Raw genomic sequence first — 15,007 nt, forward strand, 5'->3', positions numbered from 1 at the left:
ACGGGGAACCTGGCGAGATGAGCGAGGCCGAAGCGCTCCTGTCCTGCCGCCATGTCTGGAAGCTTTACGGCGACAGCCCGAAGGATTTCCTGGCGCAGCACGGCGGCAGCCCGGACCTCGAGACCATAAGGCAGGCCGGGTTCATTCCCGCGGTCCGGGACACCAGCATCGACGTCTTTCCCGGCGAGATCGTCATCATCATGGGGCTCTCGGGCTCGGGCAAATCGACCCTGGTGCGTTGCCTGTCGCGGCTGATCGAGCCGACCGCCGGCGCTGTGGTGTTCGAGGGCCAAGACCTGCTGCAGGCCACGCCGGAAGAGCTGATCGAGATCCGACGCCACAAGATGGGCATGGTGTTCCAGCATTTCGCCCTGCTGCCCCACCGCACCGTCCTGCAGAACGTGGCCTTCCCCTTGGAGGTTCAGGGCGTGGACCGGGCCAAGCGCGAGGCGCGGGCGCGCGAGATGATCGAGCTGGTCGGTCTGGAAGGTCGCGAGAAGTACTATCCGCGCGAGCTCTCCGGCGGCCAGCAGCAGCGCGTCGGCATCGCCCGCTCGCTGGCGGTGGCCCCCGACCTCTGGTTCCTCGATGAGCCCTTCTCTGCGCTCGACCCGCTGATCCGGCGCGAGATGCAGGACGAGTTCCTGCGGCTCCAGGCCATGCTCAGGAAGACCATCGTCTTCATCACCCACGATTTCGACGAGGCGATCCGCCTGGCCGATCGCATCGCGATCATGAAGGACGGCGCGATCGACCAGTTCGGCACGGCCGAGGAGATCGTCACCAACCCGGCGACCGATTACGTCCGCGAGTTCACCAAGGAGGTCTCGCGCGACAAGCTGCTCACCGTACGCAGCGTCATGCAGCCGGCCGGGTCGGCCAACGGCGCGGATCTCAGCGTCGAGGCGGGGGACAAGCTCGCCACCGCGGCGGAGAAGATCCTGCGCCACGACAGCCCGGTCGCGGTCCTTGAGGAGGGCCGCCCGGTCGGCGTCATCACGCGGGAAGACGTAATCCGGGCCCTGCACGGCCAGGCCAGCTGACATGGCCTCGACGCCGGCCGACTCTGCGCTCGCGGCGGAAGAGCCCGAGGGCCTGCGCACCGCCCTCTGGACCAGGCTGGCTATCATCTTCGGGCCCTTCGTCGTCCTCATAGCCCTCGGCCCGGTCCTGCCCGAGTGGGCGCTGATCTGGCCGGAAGCCTGGGCCTTGCCCTTCGTGGACTGGATCAACGCCGTCGTCGCCTTCCTTAAGAGCGAGAAGATCTTCATCTGGTTCACCTTCCGCGACCTGACCCGGGCCGTCGCCGAGGTCGTCGAGTGGCCGCTCGACTTCCTCAACGCGCTCCTGATCAGGGGCTTCCGCTCCTTGGGACTGCCGCCGCTGCCCTGGGTCATGATCGTCGGGCTGGCCGCGGTGCTCGGCTGGTGGATCAAGGGCTGGCGCTACGCGCTGCTGGCCGGCGGCTGCATCTTCTACGTCGCCGTGTTCGGCAAGTGGAAGCTCTCGATCACCACGCTGTCTGTGGTCCTGGTGGCCGCGCCGCTCGCCGCCGCCCTCGGCCTCCTGCTCGGTGTCGCGGCGGTCAAGTGGCGCAGGTTCGAGCGCGTCCTGGTGCCGATCCTCAACGTCATGCAGTCGCTGCCGCACTTCTCCTACCTGATCCCGATCGCGGTCTTCATCGGCGTCTCTCACAAGGCCGGCGCGATCGCGACCCTGCTGTTCGCCATGCCACCCATGGCGCGCCTGACCATCCTCGGCCTGCGCGGCGTTTCGCCGGAGGTGATCGAGGCCGGGATCATGGCCGGCTGCAAGCCCATGCAGATGCTCTGGAAGGTGCGCATCCCGGCGGCCCGGGACGCCCTCATGGTCGGCGTCAACCAGGTCATCATGCAGTGCCTGGCGATGGTCGTGATCGCCTCCTTCGTCGGCGCCAAGGGCCTGGGGCAGGACCTGCTGTTCCGGCTCCAGAGCCTAAGGATCGGCCAGGCCCTGGAGAACGGCGTGGCCATCGTCTTCATCGCGGTGATGCTCGATCGCCTGAGCTTCGCGCTGACCGAAAAGGAGCCGGAGCACCAGCCGGAGGGGCCGTTCTGGAAGGTCCATCCCTTCCTGACCGCCGCCGCCGCGGTGATCCTCGGCTCGCTCGCCGCCGCCTTCATCACGCCCTACGCCCAGGTCCTGCCCAAGTCGGCGACGATCTCGACAGCGCCGTTCTGGGACGCGATCGTCGACTTCATCACCCTCTATCTCTACGACCCGCTCACCGTCTTCCGCGACGCGCTGCTGCTGCACGTACTGATCCCCCTGCGCGGCCTGTTCCAGGCCGTGCCCTGGGTCGCCGTCGTCGCCCTGGTCGCGGTGATCGGCTGGCGGCTCGCCGGCTGGCGCCTGGCGCTGTTGGCATCGAGCTTCATTCTCTTCATCGCCCTGACGGGCTTCTGGGCGCGCGCCTCGATCACCGCCTACATGGTCTTCTCGGCCCTCGTGGTCTGCATCGCGATCGGCCTGCCGCTCGGGATCTGGGCGTCGCAGACCGAAAGGCGGACCCGGGCGATGACCTTCCTGTGCGACTTCTTCCAGACCTTCCCGTCGTTCATCTACCTCATCCCGGTGATCATGCTGTTCAAGGTGAGCGATGTCGCGGCGATCACCGCGATCGTGATCTACGCCATGATCCCGACCATTCGCTACACCATCTTCGGGCTGCGCGGCGTCCCGCAGGAGACCATCGAGGCGGCGATCACCTCGGGCTGCACGCCGCGCCAGGTGCTGTGGAAGGTGCGCATGCCGCTCGCCGTCCCCGAGATCATGCTGGGCGCGAACCAGACCATCATGTTCGCCCTCTTCATGGTGATCATCGCGGCCTTCATCGGGACCACGGATCTTGGCCAGGAGATCTTCCGGGCGCTGACCTTCAACGACGCCGGCAAGGGCCTGGTCGTGGGGCTCTGCGTGGCCTTCATCGGGCTGGCCGCCGACCGCCTGATCACGGAGTGGGCGGACCAGCGCAAGAAACAGCTCGGCCTTGCGTGATCCGCCACGCTCCTATTCCTGGGCTGCGCCCCAAAGATCGGAAGACGTCGACACCATGCTGGAAGTTCACCGGATCGATCTCAGCCACGAGGAGACGCCGGTTCCCGGCCATGCCCTCGGCGGCGGCGGGCGCGCCTGGACCGCGCGGGAGATCGATCCTGCCGCCTGCATCCACGCCCTCGACAGGACCTGCAGGGCCGAGCTGACCGCCGTGGTGCGCGCTATGCGCGCCAATCCGCTGCCGCTGCTGCTCCGTGCGCCGGCGGATTTCGAGCTGGCGGCGCTCCGAGCCTTCATGGCCGACGTCAAGGCCCGCCTCGACGGGCGGCCCGGCGTCGCCGTGGTCGACGCCCTGCCGCTCGACGAGCTTGACCTCGAGGACGCCAAGGCCCTGTTCTGGATCCTGGGCCAGTACCTGGGCCGGCCGGTCGCACAGAAGTGGGACGGCACCATGCTCTACGACGTGCGCGACACCGGGCAGGCCTACGGCTACGGCGTCAGGGGCTCCTACACCAACGTCGAGCTGGTGTTCCACACCGACAACGCCTTCGGCTGCGCGCCGCCGGACTACGTCGGCCTACTGTGCCTCAGGCCGGCGGTCTCCGGTGGGGTCAGCCGTTTCTGCAGCCTCTACGCGGTCCACGACCGTCTCCTGGCCGAGCACCCGGCGCTGCTCGGCCGGCTCTACCGCTCCATGCTCTGGGACCGCCAGGCCGAGCACGCCGAGAGCGCTCCGAAGGTCGCCTGGGCGCCCATGTTCCGCTGGGACGGCGCGGCCATAAAGGTGCGGGCCAACGTCAGCCTGGTGCGCAAGGGCTACGCGGTTGCCGGGGTCGAGATCGACGCCGGGCTCGCCGAGGCGCTGGAGGCCCTGGAGGCGATCGCCGACGACCAGAGCCTCTGGTTCGAGCTGCCGATCGAAAGGGGCCAGCTGCAGTATCTGAACAACAGCCAGGTGGCCCACTACCGCAGCCACTTCGACGACCACGAGGACCCGGCGCTCAAGCGGCACCTGATCAGGACCTGGCACAGGGACGCCGGCCGGCCCAGCTACGATGGCTGACCAGGACAACCGCTTGGCGCTCGACGGCAAGGTCGCGGTGGTTACCGGCGGCGGTCAGGGGATCGGCCGGGCTGTCGCCGAACGGTTCCAGCGCTCGGGCGCGACGGCCGTGATCTGGGACCGCGACGTCGCGTCATGCGACGGTTTCCCCACCCGGGAGGTCGATGTCGCCGACCTCGCTTCGGTCGAGGCCGCGGCCGCCGCGACCGAGGAGGCCCACGGCCGGATCGACGTTCTGGTGAACAACGCCGGGATCAGCGGACCCACGCTGCCCCTGGTCGACTACGATCCGGCCGCGTGGCGGCGCATCGTCGACATCAACCTGCACGGCGTCTTTCACTGCTGCCGGGCGGTGGTGCCCGGGATGACCCGGCGCGGCTACGGCCGCGTGGTCAACCTGGCGTCCCTGGCCGGCAAGGAGGGCACGCCCAACGCGGCGGCCTACAGCGCCTCCAAGGCGGCGGTGATCGCGCTGACCAAGTCGCTCGGCAAGGAGCTGGCGGGCAGCGGCGTGCTGGTCAACAGCGTCGCGCCGGCCGCGGTCGATACGGCGATCCTCGACCAGATGACCGAGGACCACGTGGCCACCATGATCGCCAAGAGCCCGCTGGGGCGCCTCGGGACGGTGGACGAGGTGGCCGAGCTGGTGGCCTGGCTCTCGTCGGAGGCCTGCAGCTTCAACACCGGCGCGGTCTTCGATCTCTCCGGCGGCCGGGCGACCTACTGAAAGAACCTCGCGGCGAAGAAATGGAAATGGAAGAGTTCTGGAAGGATCTGCGGGAGAAGGTCAGGCGCTTCGAGCAACAGGACGATGCCGATGTCGTTTTCGGTGCGCGGACGCGTGGGGTTGGGCACAAGTACCGGCTGCTGCCCCCCGTCACCGACCGGGAGGTCCTGACGTTCGAGGGCAACAACGGCTTCGCGCTTCCGCCCGATTATCGGTGCTACCTGCAGAGCTTCGGCGCCGGCGGGGCCGGGCCGAACTACGGGATTCTCGATTTCCGCGCCTTCGTCCTGCCCAACACCTACGAGGTGCCGTTCCCCTATGACGAAGAGGTCTGGTACGACGAAGTGACCGACGACGACCCGGTCTGGGACTGCCCGGGCCTGGCCTACATCTCCGACGCCGGCTGCGGCACCGAGTTCTTCGTCGAGCTGAACGGGCCGCAGCCGGGGCGCATCTGGTGCAGCTGGAACGAGGCCTGCAGCCCCTACTACGCGTCGATCCGGGACTATTACCGGGAGTGGCTGGAAAAGGTCGAACCGGGTTTGGAGCGCTATCAGCTCCTCAAGTCTTTCATCGATGAAACAAATCCGGTCGACGAGACGAGCTTCCGTCTCAGGCCCGCGGGCCTGAAGCTGCAGGATGTCGCCGACAAGCTTCAGTGCAGCTTCAAGCGCCACGGCCGGGAATGGAGCAGCAGCGTGGCCGAGGGCGAGACCTGGGTCCACTTCGACCGAACGCCAGGACGGGTGGTCGTCAACGAGCGCGACGAGGTGCTCAGGATCGACGTCTTCAGGTCCTGCGCGATTTCCTGACGCCGCTCAGAACCCGACCTGGTCGCCGCCCTTGAGGTCCAGGATCTCCCGCGCGTCGTCGGGCTCGGCGACCTCCAGGGAGAGCCCCTCCAGGACCTGGCGCATCTTCCTGACCTGCTGGGCGTTGGATTCGGCGAGCGTGCCGGGACCGCACCACAGCGAGTCCTCCATGCCGACGCGCACGTTGGCGCCCATGGCGGCGCCGATCGTGGCGAGCGGGATCTGGTTCCGGCCGGCGCCGAGAATCGACCAGCGATAATCCTCGCCGAACAGGCGGTCGGCCGTGCGCTTCATGTGCATCAGGTCCTCGGCGTGGCCGCCGATGCCACCCAGGATCCCGAAGACGCTCTGGACGAAAAGCGGCGTGCGGACCAGGCCGCGGTCGAGGAAGTGCGCCAGATTGTAGAGGTGCGCGATGTCGTAGCACTCGAATTCGAAGCGGGTGCCGTTGTCGGCGCAGGACGTCAGGATGAATTCGATGTCCTTGAAGGTGTTCTTGAAGACCAGATCGCGGCTGTTCTCCAGGTGCTGGCGCTCCCAGTCGTGCCGGAACTCCTTGAAGCGGCCGAGCATGGGGAAGAGCCCGAAGTTCATCGAGCCCATGTTGAGCGACGCGACCTCGGGGCTGTACTTCAGGGCCGGCTGCAGGCGCTCCTCGACGCTCATGTAGGGGCCGCCGCCGGTCGTGATGTTCACCACCGCCTTGGTGTTCTGCTTAATGCGCGGCAGGAAGCGGTGATAGATCTCCGGGTCCTGGGTCGGCCGGCCGTCCTCGGGATCGCGGGCGTGGAGATGCAGCACCGTCGCGCCCGCCTCGGCGGCGGCGATCGCGGCCTCGGCGATCTCGTCCGGGGTCACCGGCAGGTGGGGCGACATCGAGGGCGTGTGGATCGAGCCCGTTATGGCGCAGGTGATGATGACTTTTCGCTTGGTCGCCACGGTCGGCCCCCCTGATGTCGCGGCCTGCTTCGGTAGGGCAGGTCCTTACCGTGTGATCATGCGCAGACGGAGGGGAGGGCGCAAGGCGCGTTGCCGCCGCGCGGGAAACGCCCGCCGCTGCTTTGGCCCGGCCGTGGCCTGCGAAAAAAAACCGAGCGCCCGATTCGGTCAACGCCGCCGGAGGGGGGTGGTTCCGGCCGCGCTCCGCGCTGTTACGCGATGGTGTCCTCCCAGACAACTCGATCGACCGCACGCTCGGCCTGAAAATCTGACATTGAATGATGTGTCAAGTCAACGGCTTGTGTGGTTAACAAGAAGAATTTTAATTCTAAGGAGGGCGTGGGGTTCAGAGCGGCGGGTCCGCCTCGGCTTCCGACCAGTCGGGTTGGAACCCGATGACCTGGACCCCGGCGGGCAGGCTGGTGTTGTAGAGGCTGTTGTGCCAGTAGGTCGCCTCGAATAGGGGAGCGCCCGGATTGTGTTCCCGCACCCGGCAGGGCAGCAGATAGCTCTGGGCGTACTGCTCGAACCGCAGGCGGCACCGGCCGGCGCTCAAGAGACGTAATACGGTCTCCGATCCGGGGCCGAAGAGGGCGGTGAGCTCGTCCGAAAAGTCCGCGGCGCCCTGATAGTAGGCGGCCGCCAGGAACTTCTGGGCGGCCTTGTAGCGCTCCGCCGGATCGTGGGTCCGCCTGGCCATATGCCGGAACTGGTCCGTAGCCTCTTCGGGATCCGCCTTGACGATCAGCACGGTGATCGGCCCGGGCGCCCGGCCGCCGTCGTCGAGCAGAAGGTCTGGCCGCATGCCCGAGGTGGGCCGGCCGCCGGCCTGGCGCACCGCCATCTGCCTAAGGCGGCACTGCCAGCCCAGGAATCCGATGCGCAGCGCCGCCTGCGCCGCCTCGAGTTTCACCACTGCCGTCGCCATGGCCGTCCTTCTTTATTCCGCGTTGACGAGGGAGCATGCTGCGAAGGACGCCGGGACTCAACACCTGATCCCCGGTCCTGCACGACGGAGAGGAGAGCCATGAACCCCGCGCTCTGGGGGCTCCTGACCGCGCTCGGCTGGGGCAGCGCCGATTTCATCGCCCGCTTCACCGGCCGCCGCATGGGCCACGAGCGGGCCTTGCTCGGCATGCTCCTGGTCAGCGCCTTGGCGCTCTCCGCCGTGCTCTGGCTGAGCGGCCAGACGCTGGTCGTTCAACTGGCCGATGCCTGGTTGCTGGCGGCCACCGGCCTGGGAGTCCTGCTGGCTACCTTTCTGCTCTATTGGGGCCTGGCGCGGGGACCGGTCACCGTGGTGTCGCCGATCGTCGCCAGCTATCCCGCCTTCAATCTGGTCCTCGCGGTCGCGCTCGGTTCACGCCCCGCCTGGGGTCAGTGGCTCTGCATCGCGCTCGTCATGCTGGGCGTGATCGTCGTGGCTCGGGCCAGCCGAAGCTTCGAGCTCCATGGCAATTACGACGCCGCGACCTTGCGGCGGACGGTCTGGATCTCCGTCGCCTCGTCCGCGAGTTTCGGAGCGGCGATCGCCGCCGGCCAGGAAGCCGCCACGGTTTACGGCGAACTCCAGACCACGGTGGCCGCGCGGTGGATCGGGCTGGTCGCCCTGGCGCTGGTGCTCCTGCTGCGGCCCGGCGAGGGCGGCGGAATCCCGCGGTCGTGGTGGCCGGTTCTCGCGGTGCAGGGTCTGCTGGACGGGGGCGCCTACCTCGCCATCTTCGCCGCCAGCGGCGAGCCGAACGCGGAGATCGCGGCCGTCGTCGGCTCCGCCTTTAGCGCGATCACGGTGGTCCTGGCCCGCGTTTTCCTCCGCGAGGCCATGACGGCGATCCAGTGGGCCGGGACGGCCATCGTCGTCGGCGGGGTCGCGGCATTGGCGGCGCAGGGATAGATCGGGCCGCCGGGGCGTATCGTTGTCTGGGGAGTATGCCGCTCGTTAAACCGCCGGAATGGGCGTTCGGCTACTCATGGTAGAGCGAACACGAAGCTTGCTATTCGCTTGCCGGTCGGAGTTTCAGGATGAAACCCATGGCACAGAGGTCGACACGCAGTCGCGCCGGCAGGACAGCGAGAGTCTCGGCGTCGCTGCTCTCCTGCCTGTTCCTGATCGCCTGCTCATCGTCGACCCCGAAGTTCTACAAGGGCGACGATCCGCCATCCGGCAGCGCCGTCCGCATCGAGACCGATGAAGGCTACAGCATACTGGCCGTCAACGGCTTGGACTACGGATCCGGTGTTCGAGAGGGTGTCGCCTACGCGGGCCGGCACCGGATCGTGGTCTATCACAAGCAAGGTCAGGAATGCGGCAGCGGCGTCGGCTCATGCGGCGGGAACGGCGTCGTCTGCGTGCCGCTGGCGTTGGTGGCCCTTTCGGCGAACGGAATCTGTCATGTGACTTCGGACGACAATCACTGCGCGGCTCTCGAGTTCACCGCCGAGCCTGGGGAGGACTACAGGGTCACCTCGGGCAGCAACGATAGCGTTGTCCTGAAGCAGGGCTGGCGGGTGGTTTCCGAGGCCGAGCGGGTCTACGACGGCGTGTCCTGCCGCTGATCGGGGCTATTTGCAGATTTCCGGCTGCTCTTCGGTGACCATCCAGTTCGCCGCGGCGTCCCACACCGGCTCGGGCGAGACCGCGGGGCGGTCCGCGTCCCGGCCCAGCTTCTCGTGGAACAGCAGGTGTCCCGAATAGGGGCGAAAGCAGTCGACGGTGAAGTCCTCGGGCATTTCGCTCAGCGCCTGGCGCATCGATGAGACCGGCAGCAGCTTGTCCTCGCCGCCGTAGAACACGAGCACCGGCCGGTCTAGTTGCGGCGCGGCCTCGACCGCCTTGTCCATCAGGTCGACCAGACCGTAGACCGAGTCGATGCGGATCGTCTTGCGGTAGCCGGGATCGTTCAGGATGCTCTTGGTCAGGGTCTCGTCAGTGGAGAGGTCGGCGGTCTCGGCCTCGGTCGAGGGCTCGTAGGCGGGCATCAGGTGGGCCATCAGCCAGAGGCCGCCGGTCAGGACCGGGCCGAGCGCCCGGCGGCCCCTGACCGCCGGCGCTACCAGGACGGCGCGCTCGACCTGGGGCGGCAGGTCGTCGCCGCCCATGGCCGAGAGCACGATGGCGCCGCCCATACTCTCGCCCAGGAGCACGATCGGCAGGTCGGGGTGGCGCTCGGCCACCAGCTCGGAGAAATCGACCAGGTCGTTGATCAAGGCCTCTGAACCGGGCCACAGAGTCTCCTCTGCGCCTTCGCCGAAGCCGCGCTGGTCGTAGGCGTAGACCGTGAGGCCGCGCAGGGACCAGGTCTTGGCCGGCTGGCTGAAGCGCCCGGCGTGGTCGTTGACGCCGTGGAGCGCGATCACGACCGCGGTCGGCTCGCGACCCTCGGGAACCGGCCAGTGGCGGACCGGCAGGAGGCGTCCGTCGCGGGTCACGAAGGCCTGTTCGCCGGCCCAGCGCGGGCCGTCAGGCGTGCTGTCGGGCGCGTAGTCCTGGCGCATGGGCGCGCAGGCGGCGAGCTGGAGGAGGACAGCGAGGCAGAGCAACCGCGGCAGGCGCGCGGCGGCGAGCCATACAAGAACTTGCTTCCCAAACAATACCATCGCTGCTTACTGCGCCCGACCAAGAAACCCTTAAGAAAGTACTAATAAAAATAAAGGAATTCAAGCAAGTGTGGGTGATTTCTCGTAAAATGGATCGAATCCTGACAAGGGTTTAGGTTAGGTGATGCACCTGCTCTCAGGCCCGTCTGCGAACCCTTTTTGCCCGTAGGTGCTCCAGCCGCTCCGGTAAAGGTCCGTCGGGCTGTCGGCGGCGTAGGGCCTCCGGCATTTGAAGGCTCAAAACTCGATCGAAAGATTGGCTCCGCGGGCAGGACTCGAACCTGCGACCCGGTGGTTAACAGCCACCTGCTCTACCAACTGAGCTACCGCGGAACGGAGCAAGCGAGCCTCGCAAATTCAAAGCTCGGGTCCCCTGCGGGAGGGCGGCGTTATAACAAAGTGAATGGTGGCCTGCAATTCTTTACTGGCGCGGCCGGACCTGTCTGCCGGTGGCCCGGTAGCGCCGCAAAATTGTCCCACTGACGCTTAACCTTGTCTTGATTTTTCAGGCGTAAGGCTGGCGTTGCAGCCTCCCCCTTCGTAACGCTCTCGGGCGCTTCCGGCCAGTGGAGGCCACGACAGGTTTACCCAGGACTCCAAGAAGGGAGAACTCGAATGCGAACGGCTTTCTCCAAGATCGGCGTGGTCTGCCTGACGGCGGGCTTCCTGGTCGGATGCGAAACCATGGGCGAGTGGGCCGATGCGACGGGCGATACGGTCAGTGGCTGGGCAGACGCCACGGGCGACGCCGTCAGCAGCCTCTACGCGGGCTCGGACGGCTATATCGCGCGCAACATCAGCGGCGTCGATGATAAGGACGCCGCTTCGCTCGACAAGCGGGCGGCGGGCGCTCTGGAAAGCGGCAAGACCGGCCGCGCGGTCACGTGGAGCAATCCCAAGACCGGCGTGAAGGCGACCATCGTGCCGGGCAGGACCGAGGTGGAGCGCAGCAAGATCGAGAACGCGCGCAAGCGCGACGTCGCGGCCGCCAGCAGCATGATCCTGGTCGCCAAGACCTACCAGGCCAAGAAGAACGTCAATCTGCGCGCCGGCCCCTCGACCAAGACGCCGGTCGTCGGCGGCCTGGTCTCCGGCGAGCGCTTCACCGCGATCGGCAAGGTCGGCGGCGACAAGTGGATCATGGTCGGGATCAACGGCAAGGCGGTCGGCTACGTGTTCGCCAGCCTGGTCAAGCCGGCCAAGCAGGCCAAGGTCGAGCTGCGCGAGGAGCTCGATCTCGACGAGCAGCATCCCCAGGGCTTCGGCCGGGACGTGGTCATCGATCGGGTTACCGTCTCGCGAACCTGCCGGGAGTTGACCTACACGGTGGTCAACCGGGAAGGCGACAAGGACCGCGACTCCCTGCGGGCCTGCAAGGCTCGCGACGGGGCCTGGGAGGTCAACTGACCCTACGCTGCGGGGGTCCCGAAGGGGCCTCGCGGCCAGGACGCGGCAACGGGCTCGGGGCCTCTTGGCTCCGGGCCCGTTTCGTTCTTCCGGCGGCGGTGTTCGCTGGAGGTCCGGGCCGGAATCGAACCGACGTACGCGGATTTGCAGTCCGCTGCATAACCACTCTGCCACCGGACCGGGCGGAGAGCGCTACTCAATAGCCCTTGCGGCGCGGGAGTCAATCTTCTTGCCGAGAGCGGGCTTGTCGTCCGGCGCCGCACTATTGCGCGCGATAACGCGGCCGGGCTCTTTTCTCAGGACTCCTCCGGATATAGAGTGGTTTGCCAAGTATCGACGTTCGCAACCGACGCATCGTCTTACTCGGGGGACCCTTCCGTGGACTTCGCTACCCAGCGCAGCGCAATGGTCGACTGCCAGCTGCGCACCAACAAGGTGACAGATCCGCGCGTCATAGAGGCGTTCTCGGCCGTGCCGCGCGAGCTCTTCGTTCCCGAGGCGCGGCGATCCATCGCCTATGTCGACGAAGACCTGGAACTGGGCGAGGGGCGGTATCTCATGGAGCCCATGGTGCTGGCGCGCCTGATCCAGGCCGCGGAGATCCAGCCCGGCGACATCGTGCTCGACATCGGCTGTGGCACAGGCTACGCGAGCGCGGTCCTCGCCCGGCTCGCCGACACCGTCGTCGCTCTCGAGGAGAGCCCGGCCCTGGCGGAACGGGCGGGCGCGATCCTGAGCGAGTTGGGCGTCGACAACGCCGTTGTGGTCGAAGGTCCGCTCGTGGCCGGCTATCCCAAGCAGGCGCCCTACAACGCCATCCTGATGGGCGGGAGCGTGTCGCGCGTCCCCGAGGCCATCTCCGAGCAGCTCGGAGAGGGCGGCCGCCTCGTGGCGGTTGCGAAGAAGGGCCCCGGGATCGGCGTCGCCCGCCTGATGCAGCGCAGCGGCCGCAACACCTCGAGCCGGCGGCTGTTCGATGCGGCGGTTCCCTTTTTGCCCGGCTTCGCCGAAGAGCCGGGTTTCGTTTTCTAGGAGGCTCGGGAATTCGGTTTTGTTAGGAGTTTCCTTACCTCCTTGCGGACTACTGAAGCCGGCATTTGAGACGAATCGTCTAGAATTGCCGTGCGAATCCGGTGCCGGACGGAAGCTTCGATCGTCGCCGGAATTTGCTTGAGAGGGAAGAAGAGCATGCGGCTTGCGTTGAGGAAGCAGACGGCCTTTCGCCATGCGGTGATCGCCCTGGCGCTTATCTCTCTTTCCGGCGCGGCCCGGGCCCAGTCGCTCGAAGAGGCGCTGGCGACCGCCTACAGCTCCAATCCCGATCTGCGCGCCGCCAGGTCGACCCTGCGGGCAGTCAATGAGGGCGTGCCCCAGGCGCTGTCGAACTGGCGCCCCACGGTCACGGTGACCGGCTCGGCCGGCGTTCAGCGGACCCGCATCGACAACGAAGAGGTCGACGACGATACCCGGACGAACGAACCCGTCGAGGTTCAGGGTCAGGTAACTCAGTTCCTGTACCGCGGCGGCCGGACCGCCGCGGAAACCTCGCGGGCTGAAACCGACGTGCAGGCCGAGCGGGCGCGTCTGATCGACACCGAGCAGGCCGTGCTGTTGGACGCCGTCACGGCCTTTTCCGACGTCTGGCGGGACCAGTCGGTGCTGCGCCTCAACATTAGCAACGAACGTGTCCTGACCAGGCAGCTGGAAGCCTCGCAGGACCGCTTCCAGGTCGGCGAGATCACCCGGACCGACGTGGCCCAGTCCGAATCCCGTCTGTCGCGGGCGACGGCCGACCGGATCGCGGCCGAGGGCTCGCTCAGCAGCAGCCGCGCGGTGTTTCAGCAGGTCATCGGCGTCTTTCCGTCCATCCTGGAACAGCCGAACGTTCCGGCCGGCCTGCCCGACGGCCTCGAGAGGGTGATCGAGTCGGCGATCGCCGACAATCCCCAGGTCGTCGCGGCGCGTTTCGACGAACGCTCGGCCCGTCATCAGGTGCGCGTCGACCTCGGCGAACTGCTGCCGGAGCTCTCGCTGATCGGCGACGGCACGGTGAACCGCAACATGGGCGGCGGCGACGAGCGGGACGAGGTGGCGATCAGGGCGCAGCTGTCGATCCCGATCTACCAGCAGGGCTTCGTCTCCAGCCAGGTGCGGCAGAGCAAGCAGATCGCCAGCCAGCGCCGGCTGGAGATCGACAGCGCTCGGCGCAGCGTGGAACAAACGGCGATCTCGGCGTGGGAAGCGCTGCAGACCGCACGGGCCCAGATCATCTCCTTCAACTCGGAGGTCCGTTCGACCAGGATCGCCCTCGAGGGGGTACGGCAGGAAAACGCGGTCGGTGCCCGGACGATTCTCGATATTCTCGATGCCGAGCAGGAGTTCCTCGACGCCCAGGTTAGCCTGGTCGTCGCGCAGCGGGACGAGGCGGTCGCCGCCCACGCCGTTCTCTCCGCGGTCGGCCGCTTGACCGCTCAGAAACTCGCCCTGCCGGTGAGGATCTACAACCCGGCGGAAGACTACAACGCCGTCAAGGACAGCTGGTTCGGTCTCGGTGCGCCCGGCGAGTAGGGCGGGCCTAGGGCAAACCCGTTGAATCTGCTCTGAATGGGTGATGTAGATCGGCGCCGCGCCGCGCCGGGCGATCGGGATAAGCTCCGGGTTTGCGGCAGAGGGGCTTGCACGTCCGCGGGTGAACGGCGTAAAACGAAGCGTCTTTTCGCGGTCAGGCTCGGACGTTCACAGGGCGGGCGTTCGCCTGCCGCGGAAGGCACCCGAACCCCTTCTTGAGCTGGTTGGACCCCGGAGAGATGGCAAACTCCACCACTGACGGCGAGCCGACGATGGAGGAAATCCTTTCCTCCATCCGCAAGATCATATCGGAAGACGAGCCGCAGGCCGAAAAGGAGGCCGCGGAAGCGGAAGCCGCCCCGGCCGGCATGGCGCAAGCCGAGGTCGAGGAAATCGTCGATGAGGTTCTCGAGTTGACGGATCGGGTCGAAGAGGGAGCTGGCAACGGTGCCAGCGAAGAGCAGGAAATCGATGCAATCCTCACCACCGTAACCGACGCCCCGGCGGAAGAAGAGATGGAAGAACTCGAACAAAATCGATCGACGTCGGGCGGTTTGCTCTCGACCAAGACGGACAGTGCCGTGACCTCCACGCTCGCTGGTTTCTTCGACGAGATGGTCAAGGAGAAAACCCCGCCCGAGGCCAGGACGGGGCCCTCGCCGACCCTGGACGACGTCGTGCGCGAGATGCTGGCGCCCTATCTGAAGTCCTGGCTCGACGAGAACCTCGAGCCGATCGTGGAGCGCACGGTCCGCGACGAGCTCAAGCGCCTGGCGCGTCGCGCGGAAGACCTCTAGGTCCGCGGCGGGGCCGGTACCAGGTCCGCCTCCGCGGGGCGCCGCCCCAGCCCAAGCAAAG

General features: G+C 67.1%; 14 protein-coding genes and 2 tRNA genes. 11 read left to right on the forward strand and 5 right to left on the reverse strand.

The features are described from left to right. Positions 1–17 precede the first annotated feature (17 nt). From QNJ67_15865 to QNJ67_15885, 5 genes are read left to right on the forward strand one after another with little or no spacing between them, the layout of a single operon-like run. Positions 18–1,043 (forward strand): betaine/proline/choline family ABC transporter ATP-binding protein, encoded by a 1,026-nt coding sequence (locus QNJ67_15865; protein ID MDJ0610453.1) that lies wholly within the window; start codon positions 18–20, stop codon positions 1,041–1,043. 1 nt (position 1,044) lies between these two features. Beyond that, positions 1,045–3,036, forward strand: a complete 1,992-nt coding sequence (locus QNJ67_15870; protein MDJ0610454.1) for an ABC transporter permease subunit — start codon at positions 1,045–1,047, stop codon at positions 3,034–3,036. 55 nt (positions 3,037–3,091) lie between these two features. Next, complete coding sequence (locus QNJ67_15875) at positions 3,092–4,099, forward strand: TauD/TfdA family dioxygenase (protein MDJ0610455.1); 1,008 nt, start codon at positions 3,092–3,094, stop codon at positions 4,097–4,099. Continuing rightward, positions 4,092–4,826, forward strand: a complete 735-nt coding sequence (locus tag QNJ67_15880) for an SDR family NAD(P)-dependent oxidoreductase (GenBank protein ID MDJ0610456.1) — start codon at positions 4,092–4,094, stop codon at positions 4,824–4,826. Before QNJ67_15875 ends, QNJ67_15880 begins: the two co-directional genes overlap by 8 nt. A 26-nt stretch (positions 4,827–4,852) precedes the next feature. Further along, positions 4,853–5,638: an SMI1/KNR4 family protein gene (locus QNJ67_15885; protein MDJ0610457.1), complete on the forward strand. Its 786-nt coding sequence runs from the start codon at positions 4,853–4,855 to the stop codon at positions 5,636–5,638. Positions 5,639–5,644: 6 nt separating this feature from the next. On the opposite strand, the gene QNJ67_15890 is transcribed toward QNJ67_15885, so the two are convergent. Together QNJ67_15890 and QNJ67_15895 are read right to left on the reverse strand one after the other, a co-directional pair. After that, positions 5,645–6,577: a 3-keto-5-aminohexanoate cleavage protein gene (locus QNJ67_15890; protein ID MDJ0610458.1), complete on the reverse strand. Its 933-nt coding sequence runs from the start codon at positions 6,575–6,577 to the stop codon at positions 5,645–5,647. Between the two features lie 346 nt (positions 6,578–6,923). Beyond that, a complete protein-coding gene (locus QNJ67_15895; GenBank protein MDJ0610459.1) occupies positions 6,924–7,505 on the reverse strand; it encodes a hypothetical protein in 582 nt (193 codons plus the stop codon). Positions 7,506–7,604: 99 nt separating this feature from the next. On the opposite strand from QNJ67_15895, the gene QNJ67_15900 reads away from it, so the two are divergent. Both QNJ67_15900 and QNJ67_15905 read left to right on the forward strand, forming a co-directional pair. Further along, on the forward strand, positions 7,605–8,471 hold the full coding sequence (locus tag QNJ67_15900; protein ID MDJ0610460.1) for a DMT family transporter: 867 nt from the start codon (positions 7,605–7,607) through the stop codon (positions 8,469–8,471). Positions 8,472–8,608: 137 nt separating this feature from the next. Beyond that, positions 8,609–9,133, forward strand: a complete 525-nt coding sequence (locus QNJ67_15905) for a hypothetical protein (GenBank protein ID MDJ0610461.1) — start codon at positions 8,609–8,611, stop codon at positions 9,131–9,133. 6 nt (positions 9,134–9,139) lie between these two features. On the opposite strand, the gene QNJ67_15910 is transcribed toward QNJ67_15905, so the two are convergent. Together QNJ67_15910 and QNJ67_15915 are read right to left on the reverse strand one after the other, a co-directional pair. Beyond that, the gene (locus QNJ67_15910; protein MDJ0610462.1) at positions 9,140–10,168 is read right to left on the reverse strand and encodes an alpha/beta fold hydrolase; all 1,029 of its coding nucleotides are present in this window, start codon (positions 10,166–10,168) and stop codon (positions 9,140–9,142) included. A gap of 263 nt (positions 10,169–10,431) precedes the next feature. Further along, positions 10,432–10,507 (reverse strand) — tRNA-Asn (locus QNJ67_15915). Positions 10,508–10,789: 282 nt separating this feature from the next. On the opposite strand from QNJ67_15915, the gene QNJ67_15920 reads away from it, so the two are divergent. Continuing rightward, entirely contained in the window at positions 10,790–11,581 is a 792-nt protein-coding gene (locus QNJ67_15920; GenBank protein ID MDJ0610463.1) for an SH3 domain-containing protein, read from the forward strand. A gap of 106 nt (positions 11,582–11,687) precedes the next feature. Here the strand turns inward: QNJ67_15920 and QNJ67_15925 are convergent. Further along, positions 11,688–11,761, reverse strand: a tRNA-Cys gene (locus tag QNJ67_15925). Between the two features lie 198 nt (positions 11,762–11,959). Here QNJ67_15925 and QNJ67_15930 point away from each other — a divergent pair. The 3 genes from QNJ67_15930 (at position 11,960) to QNJ67_15940 (ending at position 14,946) form a co-directional block, all read left to right on the forward strand. Continuing rightward, positions 11,960–12,613: a protein-L-isoaspartate O-methyltransferase gene (locus tag QNJ67_15930; protein ID MDJ0610464.1), complete on the forward strand. Its 654-nt coding sequence runs from the start codon at positions 11,960–11,962 to the stop codon at positions 12,611–12,613. A 156-nt stretch (positions 12,614–12,769) separates the two neighbouring features. Further along, entirely contained in the window at positions 12,770–14,149 is a 1,380-nt protein-coding gene (locus QNJ67_15935) for a TolC family outer membrane protein (GenBank protein MDJ0610465.1), read from the forward strand. Positions 14,150–14,364: 215 nt separating this feature from the next. After that, positions 14,365–14,946, forward strand: a complete 582-nt coding sequence (locus tag QNJ67_15940) for a DUF2497 domain-containing protein (protein MDJ0610466.1) — start codon at positions 14,365–14,367, stop codon at positions 14,944–14,946. Positions 14,947–15,007: the final 61 nt, after the last annotated feature.

This window comes from Kiloniellales bacterium, from assembly GCA_030064845.1.
Taxonomy (GTDB): domain Bacteria; phylum Pseudomonadota; class Alphaproteobacteria; order Kiloniellales; family JAKSDN01; genus JASJEC01.